14 protein-coding genes are annotated in these 21050 nt (G+C 57.0%); 4 read left to right on the top strand and 10 right to left on the bottom strand.

What is annotated here, in order from left to right:
• A partial coding sequence (gene tgt / locus RT644_RS23195; protein ID WP_313628320.1) for a tRNA guanosine(34) transglycosylase Tgt occupies window positions 1–1073 on the bottom strand: 1073 nt, incomplete at its 3' end.
• 164 nt (window positions 1074–1237) lie between these two features.
• A complete protein-coding gene (gene queA, locus RT644_RS23190; RefSeq protein ID WP_045509280.1) occupies window positions 1238–2302 on the bottom strand; it encodes a tRNA preQ1(34) S-adenosylmethionine ribosyltransferase-isomerase QueA in 1065 nt (354 codons plus the stop codon).
• Between the two features lie 92 nt (window positions 2303–2394).
• Between queA and acpH the strand changes: the two genes are divergently transcribed.
• Window positions 2395–2976, top strand: a complete 582-nt coding sequence (gene acpH, locus RT644_RS23185) for an ACP phosphodiesterase (protein ID WP_313628318.1) — start codon at window positions 2395–2397, stop codon at window positions 2974–2976.
• A gap of 168 nt (window positions 2977–3144) precedes the next feature.
• Window positions 3145–3747, top strand: coding sequence for a peroxiredoxin C (locus tag RT644_RS23180; protein ID WP_313628316.1), 603 nt, complete (start codon window positions 3145–3147; stop codon window positions 3745–3747).
• 204 nt (window positions 3748–3951) lie between these two features.
• Here the strand turns inward: RT644_RS23180 and RT644_RS23175 are convergent, their stop codons facing one another.
• The 7 genes from RT644_RS23175 to phoB form a co-directional block, all read right to left on the bottom strand.
• On the bottom strand, window positions 3952–5331 hold the full coding sequence (locus RT644_RS23175) for a DUF3999 family protein (protein ID WP_313628315.1): 1380 nt from the start codon (window positions 5329–5331) through the stop codon (window positions 3952–3954).
• Window positions 5331–8036 (bottom strand): DUF2339 domain-containing protein, encoded by a 2706-nt coding sequence (locus RT644_RS23170; protein WP_313628313.1) that lies wholly within the window; start codon window positions 8034–8036, stop codon window positions 5331–5333. Before RT644_RS23170 ends, RT644_RS23175 begins: the two co-directional genes overlap by 1 nt.
• 57 nt (window positions 8037–8093) lie before the next feature.
• Entirely contained in the window at window positions 8094–9911 is a 1818-nt protein-coding gene (malZ, locus tag RT644_RS23165; RefSeq protein ID WP_269231589.1) for a maltodextrin glucosidase, read from the bottom strand.
• Between the two features lie 427 nt (window positions 9912–10338).
• The gene (proY, locus tag RT644_RS23160; RefSeq protein WP_045509295.1) at window positions 10339–11691 is read right to left on the bottom strand and encodes a proline-specific permease ProY; all 1353 of its coding nucleotides are present in this window, start codon (window positions 11689–11691) and stop codon (window positions 10339–10341) included.
• 83 nt (window positions 11692–11774) lie between these two features.
• A complete protein-coding gene (gene brnQ / locus RT644_RS23155; protein WP_313628310.1) occupies window positions 11775–13094 on the bottom strand; it encodes a branched-chain amino acid transporter carrier protein BrnQ in 1320 nt (439 codons plus the stop codon).
• 406 nt (window positions 13095–13500) lie between these two features.
• Window positions 13501–14799: a phosphate regulon sensor histidine kinase PhoR gene (gene phoR / locus RT644_RS23150; protein WP_020456730.1), complete on the bottom strand. Its 1299-nt coding sequence runs from the start codon at window positions 14797–14799 to the stop codon at window positions 13501–13503.
• Between the two features lie 21 nt (window positions 14800–14820).
• The gene (phoB, locus tag RT644_RS23145; protein WP_007373472.1) at window positions 14821–15510 is read right to left on the bottom strand and encodes a phosphate response regulator transcription factor PhoB; all 690 of its coding nucleotides are present in this window, start codon (window positions 15508–15510) and stop codon (window positions 14821–14823) included.
• A 198-nt stretch (window positions 15511–15708) separates the two neighbouring features.
• Between phoB and sbcD the strand changes: the two genes are divergently transcribed.
• Both sbcD and sbcC read left to right on the top strand, forming a co-directional pair.
• Complete coding sequence (sbcD, locus tag RT644_RS23140) at window positions 15709–16911, top strand: exonuclease subunit SbcD (protein WP_313628308.1); 1203 nt, start codon at window positions 15709–15711, stop codon at window positions 16909–16911.
• Window positions 16908–20048 carry an exonuclease subunit SbcC gene (gene sbcC, locus RT644_RS23135; protein ID WP_313628306.1) on the top strand — a complete coding sequence of 1047 codons (3141 nt, stop codon included), beginning with the start codon at window positions 16908–16910 and terminating at the stop codon, window positions 20046–20048. The genes sbcD and sbcC overlap by 4 nt, the downstream gene beginning before the upstream one ends.
• Window positions 20049–20081: 33 nt before the next feature.
• On the opposite strand, the gene mak is transcribed toward sbcC, so the two are convergent.
• Window positions 20082–20990, bottom strand: coding sequence for a fructokinase (gene mak, locus RT644_RS23130; protein ID WP_045509305.1), 909 nt, complete (start codon window positions 20988–20990; stop codon window positions 20082–20084).
• Window positions 20991–21050: the final 60 nt, after the last annotated feature.

Here is a 21050-nt window from a genome sequence, read left to right as displayed (position 1 = left end):
ACGAAGCTCTCTAATTTACCCTCTTCGATAGCCTTGCGTAAACCAGCCATTAAACGCTGATAATACCGCAGGTTATGAATGGTATTGAGACGCGCGCCCAATATTTCGTTGCAACGGTCGAGATGATGCAAGTAAGCAAGAGAATAATTGCGACAGGTATAGCAATCACACTCGCTATCAAGCGGGCCGGTATCGCTTTTATATTTCGCGTTACGGATTTTCACCACGCCATTGGTCACAAACAGGTGACCGTTACGGGCGTTGCGCGTCGGCATCACGCAGTCAAACATATCAATGCCGCGTCGCACGCCTTCAACCAGATCTTCTGGTTTACCGACGCCCATCAGGTATCGTGGTTTGTCTGCAGGGATTTGCGGGCAGACATGCTCCAGAATACGGTGCATATCTTCTTTCGGCTCGCCCACAGCCAGACCGCCGACAGCGTAGCCATCAAAGCCAATCTCTACCAGACCTTTGACCGAGATATCGCGTAAATCTTCGTAAACGCTGCCCTGAATAATACCGAACAGCGCGTTTTTGTTACCCAGCCCATCAAAACGCTCACGGCTGCGTTTCGCCCAGCGCAGGGACATCTCCATAGAGCGTTTCGCGTAATCCCAGTCCGCCGGATACGGCGTACATTCGTCGAAGATCATCACGATATCGGAACCGAGATCGTACTGAATCTCCATCGATTTTTCGGGATCGAGGAAAATAGGATCGCCGTTGATCGGGTTACGGAAGTGCACGCCCGCTTCGGTGATCTTGCGGATGTCGCCAAGGCTGAACACCTGGAAACCGCCGGAATCGGTAAGGATTGGGCCTTTCCACTGCATAAAGTCGTGCAGATCGCCGTGCAGCTTCATGATCTCCTGACCCGGGCGCAGCCACAGGTGGAAGGTGTTGCCAAGGATAATCTGCGCGCCGGTGGCTTCAACTTCTTCCGGCGTCATCCCTTTTACGGTGCCGTAAGTGCCTACAGGCATAAACGCGGGCGTTTCAACCACGCCGCGATCAAACACCAGACGACCGCGGCGGGCGCGTCCGTCAGTGGTATCCAGTTCAAATTTCATTTCTTCTCCAGCATCAGAGAAACAGTCTGATGATAACTATCCCGTTGCGGAATCACTCCACAACTTCGAATTAACCAATACGCACTCAAGGCGTATTGGCGCAGCCAGATTGGACACGCACAGCGTGCAGCAACCGGCGCGTACACGCAGTCCGTATCGCGTTGTTAAGGACGCTCTAAAATGGCTTGCGGATTGTACGTGATAAACATCGCATCCCCGTAACTAAAAAAGCGATATTTCTCTGCAACTGCGGCGCGGTACGCATTCATGGTGTGTTGGTACCCGGCGAAGGCGGAAACCAGCATGATCAGCGTCGATTCCGGCAAGTGGAAGTTGGTGACCAGCGCATCAATCACCCGGTACTGGTAACCCGGATAAATGAAAATCTGCGTATCGCCGAAGAACGGCTCGATCAGATCTTTTTTTGCTGCCTGCGCGGCGCTTTCCAGCGAACGCACGGACGTGGTTCCCACGGCGACAACCCGATTGCCGCGCGCTTTTGCCGCCAGCACCGCATCAACAACCTCCTGCGGCACTTCGGCGTATTCGGAATGCATAATGTGGTCTTCAATGCTGTCTACGCGCACCGGCTGGAAAGTTCCCGCCCCCACATGCAGCGTCACAAACGCCATCTCGATGCCTTTATTACGCAGACGTTCCAGAAGCGGTTCATCAAAATGCAACCCTGCCGTCGGTGCGGCCACCGCGCCAGGCTTCTCGCTGTACACGGTCTGGTAGAGTTCACGGTCCGCGTCTTCATCCGGGCGGTCAATATAGGGCGGCAGCGGCATATGGCCGATTGCGTTAAGGATATCCAGCACCGGGCGTTCGTCGTGAAACTCGACTTCGAACAGCGCGTCATGGCGCGCCACCATCGTCGCCTGAATATCTTCCGCATCACCCAGCAGCAGTTCCGCGCCCGGTTTCGGCGCTTTAGAGGCGCGAATATGTGCCAGAATACGTTTATCGTCGAGCATACGCTCAACCAGCACCTCAATCTTGCCGCCGCTGGCTTTACGACCGAACAGGCGTGCAGGAATTACGCGGGTGTTATTAAACACCAGCAGATCGCCGGGGTTGAGCTTGTCGAGCAAATCGGTGAAAGTACCGTGCGTCAGCGCGCCTGTTGGGCCATCCAGCGACAGCAAGCGGCAACTGCTGCGCTCAGGCTGCGGATAGTGGGCAATCAGGGATTCGGGCAATTCAAAGGAAAAATCGGCAACGCGCATGACACTAACTCGATACATATTTAAGAGGCGGGTAGTCTAGTGCCCACGCCCCTTCGCTGCAACCGTTAGCCGCTTTTGGACAAACAATAAGCATGAATTTTTTAGCACACCTGCACTTAGCCCATCTTGCCGACAGTTCCCTACCCGGCAACCTGCTGGCGGATTTTGTTCGCGGCAACCCACAAGACCTCTACCCGATGGAGATCGTTGACGGGATCCAGATGCATCGCCGTATCGACGTCATGACCGACAACCTGCCGGAAGTCAAAACCGCCCGCGAGTGGTTCCGCCCCGAAACCCGCCGGGTTGCGCCGATCACGCTGGACGTGATGTGGGATCACTTCCTCTCCCGCCACTGGGCGCAAATCTCGCCGGATTTCCCGCTGGAGGATTTTGTTCGCTACGCCCGTGCGCAGGTGGCGACGATTCTGCCTGATTCTCCGCCGCGATTTGTTAATTTGAACAATTACCTTTGGTCAGAGCGCTGGCTGGAGCGCTACCGCGAGATGGCCTTTATCCAGAATGTGCTTAACGGCATGGCGAACCGTCGCCCGCGGCTGGACGCACTGCGTGACTCCTGGCAGGATCTGGACGCCAACTACACTGCGCTGGAGTCGCAATTCTGGGCATTCTATCCGCGCATGATGGCGCAGGCCAAAGATCAGCAGCTTTAACGCTTGCACTGTGTGGGTATTACGCTATTTTGGAAACCGTTATTGCAGAAGCAATCGATAGATAAAACCTATACCAGCGATTGTCAGTGGCGCTTTGAGCTACCCTACCCCTCTCCCTATACTGGCCCGCGTTGCGTTCTATTAACCTTGTAAATCACAGGAGTACATATGGTACTGGTTACTCGTCAGGCACCGGATTTTACTGCCGCAGCCGTTCTGGGCAGCGGTGAAATTGTTGAAAACTTCAACTTCAAACAGCACACCGACGGTAAAGCGACCGTGCTGTTCTTCTGGCCGATGGACTTCACCTTCGTTTGCCCGTCTGAACTGATCGCTTTTGACAAACGTTACGAAGAGTTCAAAAGCCGCGGTGTGGAAGTGGTTGGTGTCTCTTTCGACTCCGAGTTTGTTCACAACGCATGGCGTAACACGCCGGTTGAGAAAGGCGGTATCGGCGCGGTGAAATACGCGATGGTCGCTGACATCAAACGTGAAATTCAGCAGGCTTACGGTATCGAGCATCCGGACGCGGGCGTTGCCCTGCGTGGTTCTTTCCTGATCGACAAAAACGGCATCGTGCGCCACCAGGTCGTCAATGACCTGCCGCTGGGCCGTAACATCGATGAAATGCTGCGCATGGTTGACGCGCTGCAGTTCCACGAAGAGCACGGCGAAGTGTGCCCGGCTCAGTGGGAAAAAGGTAAAGAAGGGATGAACGCCTCTCCGGACGGCGTGGCAAAATACCTGAGCGAAAACGTCTCCAGCCTGTAATTGGCTGCATTGATAAAGGCCCGCACTGCGGGCCTTTTTTATGGAAAGCTGAAAACAACGCCCGGTGGGCGTCGTCGTCAACAAGTTTGGGTCGGCCTTATTGTCTTTGGATGGCAAACCAGCCCTATGGGCCGCGGCTGCTTGTTAAGTTCCGGCACAGCGTTCAGGGGCGAAACCAATACCGCCCCCTTAACAAGCGGATCGTTATTCGCGTGTCTTTACTTCACGCCAGATACGCAGAGCCATCCATACCAGCACCGCAACCCCCAACAGTAAGACACCCCACACCAGCAAAGCTTTCCATGTCTGCTGGCGATCTGCTGGTGATGTCGCCGTTAGCCGTTCCTCGCCGCCAAGCGCCACCCGATCCTGCACCTGCACTTCCGGTATCGCCGTAAGATCGAGCTGTTTACGCAACGCTTCCGGGATCAGGCCTTCCATTGTCACCGCAGCAGGCGCCGCTGCACGGTTACCCCACGCCAGCATAAACGGCCCCTTGCCCTGCGCATTAAAGACCAGCGATTGTCGGTCGCGGCTGCCGGTCACCTGCGGCAATGCTTCGGGTAAACGGGCATCAAGCGTGGTGATGCGCACCGCCTGCACGACATCGCCTGGCAGGCTGAGCGGCGCGGAAACACGCCCATTAAGCGCCCACAGCACCGTTTTACTTAACGGTTTCCACTCGCCATTGGCGCTGCTACGCCAGTCAATCGCCACCGGCAACACGCCCTCTTCAGTAAGCCTCACCGATAGCGCGCTTAATGGCTGCGGTTGCGTCCACTGATACTGTGCTTCGGTTGCGGAAATCCGTTGTTCGCGGCCTGCCATCTCCACCTGTTCCAGCGGTGTTGGCTCACTACCAGGTCGCGCGGTGACCTGCGTAATCGTCACTGGCAGGTTCGGAGTATCAAACACCATCAGCAAATAACGTACACCATCGGCAGGCATCGGCTGGTCGAGGTTAATCTGATCGAGCGTCAACCGATCGCTGCCGCTCGCCAGCTCCATCACCGGTATGTCTTGCTGCAATGTCGTCCAGTTGCGCATATCGCTGCTGAAAAAGAGCGTCACTTTGCCACGCCAGTTTTTTACGGGTTCCGACCAGGCCAGCTTCAGTTGCGCGAGAGTGAAGTTTTCCGGCGTATTTTCCGGGAACGCCAGCAAATAGCTCTGCCCGACCACCTCGTCGGGCTCGCCTTCAATACGAATATCGACGCCGGAGGAGGAGTGCAAACGCACCACATTCTGCCCTTCTGTTCCAGTGTCAACCGGCGACGTATCCAGCGGGAACACGCGCAGCGCAATGGGCTCTGGCGCACGCGCGGTGGCACGCTGTGTTTCCAGTGTAAACGGCACACGCTCGCCATCGTGGTTAAACACCCGCACATCACGCAGATCCGGCCAGACGCTCTGCGCGTAAGTTTCCTGCGGCAGATCGACGCGATACCAGGATGCCGGTTGCGGTAGATCGAGTGTCGCGCCAAACGCGTAATCCTGCGGTGAATCCGGAACAGCTTCACTGCTTATCGCCGCGCCTGCAGTTGTCACCAGTGCGGCCAGTAGTAATCCATGCCACTTTTTCATTACTCTTCTCCCTTGTCCTCTTCCCGCACGGCTTTTGGCGGCAGGGGTGAAAAATACCCCACAATCAGCACCAGAACCGCCACGCCAATAAAGGCAATTGCTCGCGAAAGCCCACCGCCGCCGGCGCTGTCAACCAGCATTAATTTGACCAGCACCACGCCCAGCAACACACTGCCGCACAACCACTGCTGGCGCGTATGCTGACGGGTGGCGCGGATCATCACCACCAGCGCGATCAGCATCCAGAACAGCGCAAAGCTGGTCTGAATCAATCGCGACTGCCACAGGCTTTCACTCTCCCAGGCCACGTCGCCGTAATAAGCCAGCAGACGCAGTAACACACCGTTTAGCCACCAGAAACCAAGCGCCGCCAGCACCCACGGGCGCGCACGCCAGAGTTGCGGTGCAATGGCCGGATAGTGCGCTTCGGCAAAACGGCTGTACAGCCAGACGCCGAGCAGTGCAAACGCCGCGCCCTCTTCCAGCGGGTTAATAATTGGCAGATAAGTCATGCCCATCACCACCCCGTCGCTCAGATTGGCATACACCAGCACACACAGCAGCACAGGAACCAGCGGTAATAATCCCAACGCGCCATACAGCGCGGGCCAGACGCGCCACGGCCAGAACTGACGGCGAATAGCCGCCAGTGCCAACGCAATCACCACACCACCCGCTACCATGGGCAGCCCGAGCTGCCAGGGTTCGTTCCCCCACACCAGCCCATCGACGAACCACCACAGCTCAGTACCTGCCGCCAGTAGCAGCATCCATAACAACGCGATATGCAACCCCTGCGACACCCGCGCGGGTATCGTTTCTCTCTCGCGATAAAGCAGCAGGAACGCGGCAGGCAGCGCAATACACCAGGCCAGATTCGGCCAGCCCGCTGCCAGCAGGTGCCCCTGGGTCATAATCTGCCAGACCAGCATGACTGCCATTCCCGGCCATAACAGCCAGCGGGCGTAACCCAGTTCCGGCCACGACCAGCGCAAGCTGCCCGCACGCCATAACCATACGGAAAGCGCCAGCAACGTCAGCACGCCAAACCCGTTGTCGACAGAGGTTGGCAGCGCAGCCTGAGACGCCCCGCCGAGCGCAACGACCCAAAACACGATGCCGCCCACCAGCAATAGCCAGCTTCCCTCTCGCCGCAGACCACGCCACAACCAGGAGGCTGCCAGCCAGCATGCGCTGAGCACGGCGAAGATCAGCAACGTCGACACGGCGTTAATGCCGTCCGCCGCCGCCCACAGCGCGCTGCACAACGCCAGCAGCAGTAAGGCGCTGCCGCTGTAGCTCATGCGGCGCAGATTTTGCTGTGTGCCGAGCCACAAAATCCCCAGCCCTTCCAGCGCCCAGGCCATCGCCGTCCAGCGCGCCGACAGCGCCAGCGGAATGGCGAGCGTGGCAAACGCGCCGCCGAGCGCCAGCGCCGCCAGTACCAGCGGTTTTGCGGTCGCCGGGAAGCGTTTAAGCGCCAGCACCGCCAGCGCCAGGTAGAAAAGACCAAAGCCCAGTGCGCTAAATGCCGGGCCATAATGCCAGTGTTGCGTGATGGCGTACTGCATGCCAAAGCCCGCCAGTGGCGGGGCAAAGAGTAAAACGCCATCAATAATGCGCTCGCCCCGGCGCTGTGCGCGCAGCGAAAGCGCCACGCTGAGTACACCGAAGATGAGAATGTTAGCCATCAGGAACAGCTGGCAACTGAGGTAGAATTCCGGGCGATAATTATCCATTCCCCACAGCCCGGCAACGCCGAAAGTGAAGACCATGCCGAGCAGGTTCAATTCGCGCCAGTGCTGCCAGATACTGATGGCGAGAATGCCCACCGACAGCAGCAGGTAAAACGAGAACAACGCGACATGGCTGCCGCCGCCGGTAGAGAGCAGGATCGGCGCGAGATAGCCGCCAAGGCTTGCCAGCAACGCCAGGCTCAGCGCTTTTTGCAGTACCGCCAGGCCAACGCTCGCCGCACAGATAACAATTAACAGCACAAAGGCCAGCGTCATCGGCAGCATCTGCCACAGACGAAACGCGCCAAAAACGGTGAGATAGAGTGCGCCAACCGCGCCGCCTTGCAGTATCAGGGCAAAGACCGTCTGTTTATGTCGCAGCCGCCAGCCAAGCCCGAGCAGCACAATCGCCACCAGCGCGACAGCGGCCAGCCGCAGTTCCAGCGGGAACAACGCATATTCCACGGTGTAGCGCAGCAGGAAGGAGAGGCCGATAAACAGCAGGATAACGCCCAGTTTTGCCAGCGGGTTGCCCTGCATAAACCAGCGCACCAGCGACGTTACCATTCCCCACGATGCGGTTTCCGGTGTTTTTGTCGTTACGGCAGGTTCGTCAATAGCAGGCGCGGACATAACCGGCGCAGGTGTTTCGGTTTTGCGTCCCCACGGGTTTTCCGCCGGCGCGGTCGGTTCGACTTTTCGCCCCCACGGGTTTTCTACCGGCGTAACGGGTTGAGGGATTTCAACCGGTTCAATGGGATGCGCAATTTCAGCCGCCGCCACTGGCGTTGGTTCACGGCTTTCCGGCGTCGCCGAAAACTGCCGTTCCAGTATGCTCAGCCGCTGACGCAGTTGTTGCAGTTCATTCTGGGTGGCAATGCTGCGCCGCCAGGCGGTGATAGCCACAATGGGCACCACCACCAGTGCCAGAAACAGCACCGCCACGCCAAAGAGTAAAAGACCATCCATGTACTATCGCCTTCGCTAAAGGGGAGACGTAATGCCCGCCCCTTTTCGCGTGGCGATTCAGGCGGCGGACCAGACAGATGCGCTAATGGCTGAAAGCGTCAGCACATCATCCTGTAGCGTACCTGTACCTTCCTGAAGCCGCCAGCTTTTCCCCCGTAACAGCGGTGAATCCTCCAGCACAACTTCACAGGCTTCTCCGCGGTTAATGGCGACCATAACCCGTTGCTGACGGTAAACGCGCAAAAATACCAGCACATTGTCGTGCGCGTAAATCACCAGACAGCCGCCGTAGCGCAACGCTTGTGAACGTGAACGCAACTTCGCCATACGCTGATAAAGCGCCAGCAGTTTGCCATCCTGGCGCTTTTTGTCCCACGGGAACGGCTTGCGGCAAAACGGATCGTTAGCGCCATCCAGCCCCACTTCGTCGCCATAATAAATGCACGGCGTACCCGGCCAGCTAAACAGCCAGACCACCGCCAACGGTAAGCGCGCAATGTCATTGCCGAGCACGGTTTTAAAGCGCGGCGTATCGTGGCTGTCGAGCTGGTTAAACATGCGTAATTGCTGCTGATGCGACAGCCCCGCGCGGTAGTTATCCATCCATGCCGCACAGGTTTGCGCATCGATTTTTTGCGGATCATAAGAGAGATCGGTCTTCGCCAGAAAAGCCCACACCGGCAGGGTAAAACCGCGATAGTTCATTGCCGCGTCTTCAGCATCCGCCTGCAACCACTGGCGCGCATCGCCAAAATGTTCGCCAAAGACATACGCCTGCGGCTGAGTCTCTTTCGCCGCCTGTGTAATGCCCGTGACATGGCGCAAATTGTTACGCGCCCCGCCATCTTCGCCCAGCATATGCACCACATCCAGCCGCCAGCCATCCATCTGCCACGGCGCTTTCAGCCAGTGGCGCACCACGCTCTCTTCGCCCTGATAAATTTCGTCAACTAACGCGGGCGACTGGTAATCGAGTTTCGGCAGGCTCGCATAGCCCAGCCAGTCGCGGGCGTGGCCGTTCTCATCAAAACTGAACCAGCTACGCCAGCGTGAGTCCGGGTTGTGACAGGCTCCGCCCGTTGCGCGGTTGTGCCGGTCGAACCAGGCGTGGGAATCACCGGTGTGATTAAAGACGCCATCCAGAATCAGCTTCATGCCTGCTTCGCGCGTGTTGTGCCGCAGGCGCAGCAACGCCTCATCACCGCCAAACTGCGGGTCAACATGGCGATAATCTTCAGTGTCATATTTATGTACGCTGGGGGCGACAAATACCGGGTTAAGGTACAGCGCGGTGACGCCGAGCTTTTTCAGGTACGGTAGTTTCTCGCTGATGCCGTCAAGATCGCCGCCATAAAAGGTCGAACCGCCCGCTTCGCCAGTCAGTGGATCGTCCCATTCACGCATGACGATCGGCTGCCCGGCCGCATCGTGATGATAGATTTTGTCTTGCTCTTCGCCGCGCGGCAGGCTGCGGGCAAAGCGATCCGGGAAAATCTGGTAGAACACCTGATCCGCCACCCATTGCGGCCCGCTGTCCGGCACATCAATGGCGAACAACTCAAGCCGCGCGGGTGGAAAGTGGCTAAAGCCCTGCGGGGTAAACCAGAGCTGGCGGTTTTCCCATAGCAGCTTAAAGCTGTAGCGACGACGCGGCTGCCCGCTCGTCACATCAATCGCGGCACGCCAGACAGTCACACCATCGGCTGTTGGTTTGCGCGCGCGATGCATCACCACTGGCGTCTCTTCGTTATCGATTTCCGTCCGCAGCGTCACCCGCTCCGGCAGCGAAGTACCGGTTAACCAAAGGCTAATAACTAATTGATCCTGGTTCTGTTTCACAAACGGCGCGACGGGCAAATGCCATGCATTCAACATCAAAAAATCCCCTTTGCTCAAAATGACGCCACTCTTCCACAGCGATTCTCGCCCTGCCTCCTTCTTTCCGCTTTTTTCCGGGGGTGAGAGAGAGGGCGCAGATGGAATTTGGCGAGAGGGTCGCCAGCCCTCGCCGTGCGGCAGTCCGGACTCGCAGACAGACGCGCTTGTATCTTGATAAAAACTATAGATGAATAAATGGCTTAAACTGAACAGCCACGCTGATCCGGGAGAGAGAAAGGCCTTTTATGGCATTTGAAAGAAGAGCGCGGAGGCCGCAGAGAGGCTAATGAATTCGCGGCTGCGTCATTGATACCGGCGCAAACCATCCTGCTTCAGGGAGAAAAATAACGGCCGCCAGTAACATCATCACCAGCGGCACAAGCGCTGCCGGATAAGCATACCGCTTATCCGGCACGGTTGGTTATCAGGCTTTGCGGCGTTTAAACATCCAGCCAATCAGCAGCAGCACAATCCACGCGAAACCGACATACAGCGAGATGCGGGTGTCCGGGTGCCAGCCAATCAGCGCGATAATAAACACGAGGAAAATCAGCCCGGCAACGGTAGTGGCCACACCGCCCGGAACTTTGAATTTCAGCGCTTTCACTTCATCAGCGGAGAGGCGGCGGCGGAAACCAATCTGCGAGAGCAGGATCATGATCCACACCCACACCGTGGCGAAGGTCGCCAGCGAAGCAATCACCAGGAAGACATTTTCCGGCATGATGTAGTTCAGATAGACCGCCAGCAGCAGCGCGACCGTCATCACCATTACCGTTACCCACGGAATACCGCGGCGCGAGGTTTTGGCGAACATCTTCGGCGCGCTTCCCTGCTCGGCCATGCCGTGCAGCATACGCCCGACACCAAACACGTCGCTGTTGATAGCGGAAAGCGAGGCGGTCAGTACCACAAAGTTAAGAATGCTGGCGGCAAAGGTGATGCCCATATGCTGGAAGGTCAGCACAAACGGGCTGCCGTCTGTTCCTACCTGGTTCCACGGATAAATGGACATAATCACGAACAGCGTCCCGACGTAGAACACCAGTATGCGCAGCGGCACTGAATTAATGGCGCGCGGGATCGACTTTTCCGGATCTTTCGCTTCACCGGCGGTGATACCGATGATTTCAATACCGCCGTAGGCGAACATCACCATTTGCAGCGCCATCACCGTGCCGAGCCAGCCATTGCTGAAGAAGCCGCCTTGGCTCCACAAGTTGCTGATGCCGGTCGGTTCGCCACCGTTGCCAATGCCCCAGATGATGATGCCGAAACCGGCGACAATCATGATGATGATCGTGGCGACTTTGAAGAACGAGAACCAGAATTCCAGTTCGCCGAACACCTTCACGCTCATCAGGTTAATGGCGCAGATAATCAGCACCACGCTCAACACCCAAATCCAGTGCGGCACCGTCGGGAACCAGACGCCCATATAGATGCCGAAAGCGGTCACATCGGCAATGGCGACAATCAGGATTTCAAAACAGTAGGTCCAGCCGGTGATATAACCAGCCAGCGGGCCGAGGTTTTCCTGCGCGTAGCGAGAGAAGGAGCTGGCAGAAGGGTTATGCACGGACATTTCGCCCAGCGCACGCATAATGATATACGCGGCGACACCGCCAATAATGTAAGCCAGCAGCACGCTTGGCCCGGCCATTTTGATGGCGTCTGCGGAGCCGTAAAACAGCCCGGTGCCAATCGCTGAACCCAGCGCCATAAAGCGAATGTGGCGGGTGCTTAGCCCACGCTTCAGCTTATTAGTACTTTCCATCGTTTCCACTGCCATTATTCAACACAAAAATAAAAAACCACGGAGCGCGTACCCCGTGGTTAAACAAACCGTGTTTGCTGCTGTTAATGCGCGCTGGAAGTCACTTGCCGTCCGGCGGCGCGATCCCAGATTGCGGCCAGAATCACCATCACCAGACCCGGCATCAACCAGGCCAGTCCCTGCTCCGCCAGCGGCAAGCGCTGTGTCCAGGCAGGAAGGTGTTCAGCAAACGCGGAGGCTTTCACGCCGTCAAGGATACCAAAAAGCAGGCTGATAAACATGGTCGGTGCGATAACGCGTGTTGAACTGTTCCAGAAGGAGCGGGTAAAACTCAGCACCACCAGTACGATACAGGGCGGGTAGATCATCGTCAGCACCGGAATCGAAATCTGAATCAGGTGGCTCAACCCGAGGTTGGACACCGCCATCGAGAAGATACCCAGAATAAACACCAGCGCACGATAAGAGAGCGGCAGATACTGCGCGAAAAACTCGGCACAGGCGCAGGTCAGGCCAACCGCCGTCACCAGGCAGGCGATGAAAATCAGCGCCGCCAGCAGGAAGCTGCCCGCACCGCCGAAAGTGTGCTGAACGTAAGCATGCAGAATGGCGGCACCGTTGGCAGACTGATCAACCAGCGAAGAGCTGTCTGAACCCAGGTGGAACAGCGCCAGATAAAGCAGCGTCAGACCCACGCCCGCCATCAGGCCAGCCCAAATGGTGTAACGGGTCAGCAGACGCGCTTCGGTCACGCCGCGCGAACGCGCCGCGTTGACAATCACAATGCCGAAAACCATCGCGCCCAGGGTGTCCATCGTCAGGTAGCCGTTGACGAAACCGTTGGAGAAAGAGGCGTTCTGGTAGGCGTCCAGCGCATGGCTGATGGAACCCGCCGGCCAGACAATCGCGGCGATCGAGAGGATAGTCAGCGCGATGATTTTCAACGGGGCAAGGAAGTTACCCACGGTATCAAGCAGTTTGCCAGGATAGAGCGACACCAGGATCACCAGCGCGAAGTAAACCACGCTGTAAATCAGCAGCGGCATTGCGCCTTCGCCAGTCAGCGGTGCAATCCCGACTTCAAACGAGACGGTTGCCGTACGCGGCGTCGCAAACAGTGGCCCAACTGCCAGATAGCAAACCGTCGCCAGCAGAACACCCGCCACTTTACCAATCGGCGTGCTCAGGCTATCGACGCCACCACCCACTTTCGCCAGTGCGACAACGGTGAGCACCGGCAAACCCACAGCGGTAATCAGAAAGCCAAACGCCGCCGTCCAGACGTGTTCACCCGCCTGTAAGCCGACCATCGGAGGAAAAATGATGTTACCTGCGCCTACGAAGAGGGCAAAGGTCATAAAGCCCAGAGCGACTATGTCTCGTGGTTTTAAGTGATGGGTCATAAGTTTTACTGCCTGTGGATGTGGTGTCGTAAAGTGATGAATTATTGGCCTTTCCCAACCGAACAATAAAACGCCAATTGCGTGAAAAATCAGCGGGAAATGCTTTATGTACAACGTGGCGAAGAATAGTTTTTCGATTTACCACGTAAACACAGTCGGTCTGACAATGTATGGGGCGCAATTTAAACGCTTATAACGTTTAAAGGCAAGGTGGGATCGCAAAACCAGATGGTTATGCTGCATTGCAAAAAACAGGCAGTCAAATACTCCATTTATAGGAAAAACACATGGCTGATCATGCGAACAAAAAAGCAGCAGACGTACAAAATACGTTTCAGCTGTGGTAGACGGTGCGGGAAAGCGGCCTGTTTTCGCAGGCCGCTGGAAAGATATGCTGACAGCGCCTTCAGGAAGCGGCTTTTTTGGCAACCAGACGTTCCGGCAGAACAAAGCTAAAGCGAGTGCCCTTGCCCGGCTCGCTGACGATATCAAGGCGGCTTTCGTGGTGATTTACCGCGTGTTTGACAATCGCCAATCCAAGACCGCTGCCGCCGGTTTGCCGCGAGCGGGCTTTATCCACCCGGTAGAAACGTTCAGTCAGGCGCGGAATATGTTCTGCGGCAATGCCCGGTCCGTTATCTTCCACGCTAAATTCGGCGCCCTGCGGTACATGCTGCCAGCGCACAATAACGTGTGTGCCCGCTGGCGTGTGGTTGACGGCGTTATACACCAGATTAGAGATTGCGCTACGCAGCTGCTCCTCGTTCCCGAGCACTTTGAGCGTGTTATCCACGTCAAACGTGAACGTGTGTTTTTGCTGGCTGAGGGTTTGCGCTTCCCGTTCGACAACCCGCAGCATCATCGGTACATCAATGGTCTCGTTAGGGGGTAGCGTCGGTGCGGCTTCGATTTTCGACAGCGTGAGTAGCTGACGCACCAGCCCTTCCATCCGCGACGTTTGTTCACGCATGGTGTGCAACGCTTTTTCGCGCGGCGCCCCTTCCAGCGTTTGCTCCTGCATCATTTCCAGGTAGCCCTGCAGCACCGTTAACGGGGTGCGCAGTTCATGGCTGACGTTAGCGAAAAAGTTACGCCGCGCGCCTTCCAGCTGGTGCATTTGCGTCACATCGCGCGCCACCATCAGCAGTTGTTGCTCGCTGTAGGGCATGACGCGAATCTCAAGATGCCGCCCATTATTTAGTACCAGGTGCAGAGGTCGGCCAAACTCCTGGTTCCTGATGTATTTCGTAAATTCGGGGTAGCGCAGCAAGTTAAGGATATTCTGGCCATTATCGTCCGGCCAGCGCAGCCCCAGCATCTGCTGCGCGAGACCGTTACACCAGAAAATCGCCCCTTCTTCCGTGGTGAGGATCACCGCATCCGGCAGCGATTCCGCACCGCTGCGAAAGCGTTTGATCAAATTTCCCAGTTCGCGGCGGCGCTTTTTGTTACGCATCTGCATCTGGTGTAGCCCGTACAGTAGCGGCTCCCAGCTGCCGGTTCCCGGCGGCGGCGTCATGCTTTTATCGACCCATAACCACCAGGAAAGACGCAGTAAATTCCAGAAATGCCAGATCAGCAACCCGGTTACCGCGGCGAACAAAAACCAGGGCAGGTAACCGAAAATCGCGCCGAGAATAAAGGCGGGGATACAACAAAGGAGGAGCTCCAGCACCAGCCTTTTCCATGACAGCCGTTCCAGCACGCGTCACACTCCTGTCAAATTTCAGAAACGGGTCGAAAAACGATATCCCGTGCCGCGCACTGTTTGCACCATACGATCGTGGCCGCTGTGTTCCAGCGCTTTGCGCAGACGGCGAATATGCACGTCCACGGTTCTGTCTTCAACGTAAACGTTGGTTCCCCATACGTGGTTCAGCAGCTGTTCGCGGCTATAAACACGTTCCGGGTGAGTCATAAAGAAGTGTAAGAGTTTAAACTCTGTCGGTCCCATATCCAGCGGATTTTCACCGGTCATCACGCGGTGAGAGGAAGGATCGAGGCTCAGCCCCTGCATTTCAATCACCTCTTCCACCGCCATCGGTGAAATACGGCGCATCACGGCTTTAATACGCGCGACCAGCTCTTTCGGTGAAAATGGCTTGGTAATGTAATCGTCCGCCCCCGTTTCCAGACCGCGAACGCGATCCTCTTCCTCCCCGCGCGCGGTCAGCATCATCACCGGAATATCACGGGTCATCGCTTCGCGTTTAAGATGTTTAATAAACTGAATGCCAGAACCGCCAGGCAGCATCCAGTCCAGTAAAACCAGGTCGGGCCAGGGTTCGTTAAGTTGGTTCACCGCGCTGTCATAATCTTCAGCTTCCACCGGTTGAAAACCATTTTGCTCGAGCACGAAGCACACCATTTCACGGATTGGTGCTTCATCTTCTACGACCAGAATTCGTCTCGCCATAATTCGCCCTGTTTTAATTAAGTCGTCAGTATATGTAGCGGCGCCATTATGCGTCAGTTTTATGACAGATTTATGAATAAGATGACCGCTATATGACCCGCCCGGTGGCCGTGTGACAACGCAAATTTGCGTTCGGTTATGTCCCTCATCTGCTTAATGTTTATAATCTGCTTTACGCTTTTTCGCCATGGAACCGCTATGCGCATCATTCACACTTCAGACTGGCATCTGGGTCAAAACTTCTACAGTAAAAACCGCGCCGCCGAACATGACGCTTTTCTCGACTGGCTGCTCGCCGCCGCCGAAACGCATCAGGTGGATGCCATTATTGTCGCAGGCGATATTTTTGATACCGGTTCCCCGCCAAGCTACGCCCGCGAGCTTTACAACCGCTTTGTGGTCAAACTCCAGCAGACGGGCTGCCAGCTTATCGTGCTGGCGGGAAACCACGATTCCGTGGCCACGCTGAATGAATCAAAAGAGATCCTCGCCTACCTGAAAACCACCGTGGTGGCCAGTGCAGGCGCCAGGCCGTTCCTGCTAAAGCGCCGCGATGGCGAACCCGGCGCGGTATTTTGCCCGGTGCCGTTTTTACGCCCGCGCGACATTACCGTTAGCCAGGCGGGGCTTTCCGGGCAACAAAAACAGCAGCATTTACTGGCGGCGATCACCGATTACTATCAACAACAATTTACTGAGGCCTGTGAACTGCGCGGTGACAACCGACTGCCGATTATCGCCAGCGGCCATTTAACCACGGTGGGTGCCAGTAAAAGTGACGCGGTGCGTGATATTTATATCGGCACGTTAGACGCCTTCCCTGCACAAAATTTTCCCCCTGTGGATTACCTCGCGCTCGGCCATATTCATCGCGCGCAGAAGATTGGCGGCCTTGAGCACATCCGTTACTGCGGTTCGCCCATTGCGTTGAGCTTTGATGAAACCGGGAAAAGCAAAAGCGTCAATCTGGTGACATTCGCCGAAGGTAAGCTCGCCGATGTCACGGCGCTGGAGGTGCCGGCAACCCAACCGTTAGCGGTGATCAAAGGCGATTTCGCTGAAATCTGCCGTCAGTTAGAACAGTGGCGCAATGCCCCCGCAGAGCCACCCGTCTGGCTGGATATTGAAATCGAAAGCCATGAATATCTGGCGGATATGCAACGCAAAATCCAGCTGGTAACCGAAGATTTGCCGGTCGAAGTGCTGCTGGTGCGCCGCAGCCGCGAGCAGCGCGAACGAATTCTTTCCGGCGAGTTACGCGAAACCTTAAACGAATTAAAAGTGGAAGAGGTGTTTGCCCGCCGCCTTGCGCTGGCAGAACTCGACGACACACAAAATGCACGGTTACACACGCTATTTAGCGAAGCGCGCCAGGCACTGGATGAGGAGAATGAAGCATGAAAATCCTGAGCCTGCGGCTAAAAAACCTGAACTCGCTTAAAGGCGAGTGGAAAATAGACTTCACCGAAGAGCCGTTTGCCAGTAACGGTTTATTCGCCATTACCGGCGCGACGGGCGCGGGGAAAACCACGCTGCTCGACGCTATCTGCCTGGCGCTGTACCACGAAACACCGCGCCTGAGCACCCTTTCGCAATCGCAAAACGATTTAATGACCCGCGATACGGCCGACTGCCTGGCCGAGGTGGAGTTTGAAGTGAAAGGCGTCGCCTACCGCGCGTTCTGGAGCCAGAGCCGCGCCCGTGGGCTGCCGGATGGCAACCTGCAAGCCCCGCGCGTTGAGCTGGCGGCCTGCGCCGATGGCAAAATCCTTGCCGATAAAGTGAAAGATAAGCTTGATCTTACCGCCTCACTGACCGGGCTGGATTATGGCCGCTTTACCCGTTCTATGCTGCTGTCGCAGGGGCAGTTTGCCGCATTCCTCAATGCGAAGCCGCGCGAACGCGCCGAGTTGCTCGAAGAGCTGACCGGCACCGAGATTTACGGCCAGATTTCCGCCATGGTGTTTGAAAAACACAAAGCGGCGAAAACCCGGCTGGAGCAGTTGCAGGCGCAGGCAAAAGGCGTGGAACTGCTTAGTGATGAGCAGCGCCAGCAGCTTGCGCAACGTTTGCAGGCGCTTACTGACGAAGAGCAACGTTTGCTGGCAGGGCAGCGCGACATACAGGCGCAGGCCAACTGGCTGAACCGCGACGCGGAGTTACGCGCCGCGCGCGGACGCGCGCAGGCCGCACTGGTACAGGCTCAGCAAGCGCTGGCCGGTGCCCAGCCGCAGTTAGCGGCGCTGGAACGTGCGCAACCGGCGCTGCAATTGCGCCCGCTATGGGATCGGCTTGAGGAGCAGCGTAAAGCGCTGGTTCGCACCCGCGCACAAAGCGAAGAAGTAAATACTCGCTTACATGCCAGCCTGTTACAGCGCGCACACATTCGTTTTAGCGCCCAGCAGCAGCATGCAACATTGCAGAAAACGCAGAAAACGCTGGAAAGCTGGCTTGTTGAGAATGCCCGTTTTGAGCGCTGGCAGAACGAATTAACCGGCTGGCGTGTGTTGTTCAACCAGCTGGAAGAAGAGAAAAAACAGTGGCTCGGCCTGCAACAGCGTGTGCAGACTTACGAGACGAAACTGCGCACCTTACCTGAATCGACACTGGCAATGAGCGCGGAAGAGACGGCTGCGGCAATGGCGTTGTGCGCGCAAAACCGCCCGCTGCGCCAGCAACTTACCGCCCTGCATGCCCGTTTTGCTCCGCTGCGCAAACAGCTGGCGCAGCGCCAGCAGAGCTTGCTTGATTTACGCGCCGAGCAGGAAAAGATCAGCGCTGAACTGGCGCGCAAACGCGAGCTGTATAAAGAGAAAAACCAGCTGCTGACGGAAGTCACGACCATTTGCGAGCTGGAAAACCGCATCAAAGATCTGGAAAGCGAGCGCGCGCGTCTGCAACCGGGTCACCCTTGCCCGCTGTGTGGCGCAACCGAACATCCGGCAATTGCGCATTATCAAACCCTTGAGCCAGGCGTCAATCAGGCACGGCGCAGCGCGCTGGACCTGGAAGTGCGCCAGGTCAAAGAGGATGGCGTCGCGCTTGGCGAGCGCCTGAAAGGGTTGGCTGAACGCTACGAAAAAGATGAGCGCGAAGTGAAAAACCTGCAACAAGAGGAGCAAAACTGGTTGCAGGAGTGGGCAAAAGCCTGTGCCGCGCTCAGCGTCACGCTGGAGCCGCATCGCGAGCTTACCAGTTGGCAAAGCGCGCAGGATGCTTATGAACATCAGCTTTACTTGCTAAACCAGCGCCAGACACTGCAGTTGCAAATCCGCGAACTTCATCAACAAAGCGAGCAGTATCAACAAGCTGTGGTTGCCCGCCGTGAAAAACTGGCGACCACACTGCAGCAGCTGGATCTGATCCTGCCAGCGGAAGGCGAAGAGGAGCCGTGGCTGGCGGCGCGCACGCAGGAAGCCGAACAATGGCAACACCAACAGCAGCAGCTCAGTGCGCTGCACGAAAAGATGGCGCAGCTCACGCCGATCCTTGAGACGCTACCGGAAAGCGACACCGCCAGCGATGGGCAGACAGTAGCGCTGGAAGGCTGGCGGAAAGTACACGATGCCTGTCTTGCGCTGCAAAGCCAGTGGCAAACTCTGCACCAGCAACTGGCGCAAGAGGAGCAAACCGCAGCCGCGCTGGAGCAACAATTTGCCGATGCGCTGGGGAAAAGCGTTTTCGCCGATCATCAGGCCTTTCTCGACGCCCTGCTCACCGAGCCTGAACGCCAGCGCCTTGAGCAGTTACGCCAGAAGCTCGACAGCGAATGCCAGCAGAAACAGGCACTAGCGAACAGCGCTGAACAGGCGCTAAATGCGCACCAGGCACAGCCGCCTGCGGCACTCGCCCCGGATGCCACGGCTGAAAGCATTGGCCTGACGCTGGAGGCTATTTCGCGCCAGCTTCGGGAAAACACCACTCGTCAGGGTGAATTCCGCCAACAGCTGAAACAGGACGAAGATAACCGCAAGCGCCAGCAAAACGTATTGCAGGAGATGGCGCATGCCAGCGTGCTGTATGACGACTGGGGACATCTGAACGCGCTTATCGGCTCCAGAGAGGGGGATAAATTCCGCAAATTCGCCCAGGGTTTAACGCTGGATAACCTCGTCTGGCTGGCGAACAACCAGCTTAATCGCCTGCATGGTCGTTATCTGCTGAAACGTAAGGAGAGCGACGCCCTGGAGCTGGAGGTGGTCGACACCTGGCAGGCGGACGCGGTACGCGATACGCGCACCCTTTCCGGCGGCGAGAGCTTCCTGGTCAGCCTGGCGCTGGCGCTGGCGCTCTCCGATCTGGTGAGTCATAAAACCCGCATCGACTCGCTGTTCCTCGATGAAGGTTTTGGCACGCTGGACAGTGAAACGCTGGATACGGCGCTGGATGCCCTTGACGCGCTGAACGCCAGCGGCAAAACCATCGGCGTGATTAGCCATGTGGAAGCGATGAAAGAGCGCATCCCGGTGCAGATCAAAGTGAAGAAAATTAACGGGCTGGGCTACAGCAAACTCGACGGGAAATTCGCGGTGAGTTAAAAATAAGGGCGCGTGCAACCGCGCCCTTGTTGTTTATTCGCCCTGCGGCCACAGCCATGCCGCGCCGCGTACACCGCTGGAATCGCCGTGCAGCGCTTTGCGGATCGGCGTTTCGCACTCACCGCCAAATACCCAGTTGCGCAGCAGAACCGGTACGGTCTGGTAAAGCCGCTCGACGTTACTCATGCCGCCGCCCAGCACAATCACATCCGGGTCAAGAATGTTCACCACATGCGCCAGTGATTTTGCCAGCCGCAGCTCGTACCGGCCGATCGCCAGTTCCGCCACCGCGTCCTGCTCGTCTACCAGCCGCATGATTTCATGGCCTTTGAGTGCCTTGCCGCTAAGCCGCTGATAATCCGTGGCAAAGCCGGTGCCGGAAATAAAGGTTTCAATACAGCCCTGCTTGCCGCAATAACAGGGGACTTCGGTGCGGTAGCGCAGCTCATCCTCATCCATCCACGGCAGCGGATTGTGCCCCCACTCGCCTGCGGTGCCGTTACCGCCAATGTGTGCGTGGCCGTTAAGCGCGACGCCGGAACCGCAGCCGGTGCCGATAATCACCGCGAACACCGTTTGCGCACCGGCTGCCGCGCCGTCCACCGCCTCGGAAACCGCCAGGCAGTTGGCGTCGTTTGCCAGCCGCACTTCGCGGTTTAACCGCTGGCTCAAATCCTTATCGAACGGTTTACCGTTCAACCAGGTTGAATTGGCATTTTTCACCACACCGGTGTAGGGCGAAATCGAACCGGGAATGCCCATGCCTACCGTGCCGCGCTGCCCGGTCTCTTTTTCCGTGAGATCCACCAACGAAGCGATTAGCTCAATGGTTTGCCAATAGTCACGCGGCGTGGCCTGGCGGTGGCGAAACAACTCTTCGCCTTGTTCGCCCAGCGCAATAATTTCTGTTTTTGTACCACCTAAGTCGATACCGATACGCACATCAAACTCCTCATAGTGGACCACGCATTAGCAATGCAACGGCGGCGACAATTCGCTATC

Source organism: Kosakonia sp. (assembly GCF_032104925.1).
Lineage (GTDB): Bacteria > Pseudomonadota > Gammaproteobacteria > Enterobacterales > Enterobacteriaceae > Kosakonia.
The sequence above is the reverse complement of the archived record's forward strand: the minus strand, read 5'-3'. Positions and strand labels throughout refer to the sequence as shown.

What these genes read in the sequence shown, in the direction of transcription:
- RT644_RS23180 (WP_313628316.1), top strand. Translation starts at nt 3,145, where the DNA reads ATGGTACTGGTTACTCGTCAGGCACCGGATTTTACTGCCGCAGCCGTT.
- proY (WP_045509295.1), bottom strand. Translation starts at nt 11,691, where the DNA reads ATGGAAAGTACTAATAAGCTGAAGCGTGGGCTAAGCACCCGCCACATT.
- brnQ (WP_313628310.1), bottom strand. Translation starts at nt 13,094, where the DNA reads ATGACCCATCACTTAAAACCACGAGACATAGTCGCTCTGGGCTTTATG.
- phoB (WP_007373472.1), bottom strand. Translation starts at nt 15,510, where the DNA reads ATGGCGAGACGAATTCTGGTCGTAGAAGATGAAGCACCAATCCGTGAA.
- sbcC (WP_313628306.1), top strand. Translation starts at nt 16,908, where the DNA reads ATGAAAATCCTGAGCCTGCGGCTAAAAAACCTGAACTCGCTTAAAGGC.
- RT644_RS23170 (WP_313628313.1), bottom strand. Translation starts at nt 8,036, where the DNA reads ATGGATGGTCTTTTACTCTTTGGCGTGGCGGTGCTGTTTCTGGCACTG.
- queA (WP_045509280.1), bottom strand. Translation starts at nt 2,302, where the DNA reads ATGCGCGTTGCCGATTTTTCCTTTGAATTGCCCGAATCCCTGATTGCC.
- malZ (WP_269231589.1), bottom strand. Translation starts at nt 9,911, where the DNA reads ATGTTGAATGCATGGCATTTGCCCGTCGCGCCGTTTGTGAAACAGAAC.
- RT644_RS23175 (WP_313628315.1), bottom strand. Translation starts at nt 5,331, where the DNA reads ATGAAAAAGTGGCATGGATTACTACTGGCCGCACTGGTGACAACTGCA.
- acpH (WP_313628318.1), top strand. Translation starts at nt 2,395, where the DNA reads ATGAATTTTTTAGCACACCTGCACTTAGCCCATCTTGCCGACAGTTCC.
- sbcD (WP_313628308.1), top strand. Translation starts at nt 15,709, where the DNA reads ATGCGCATCATTCACACTTCAGACTGGCATCTGGGTCAAAACTTCTAC.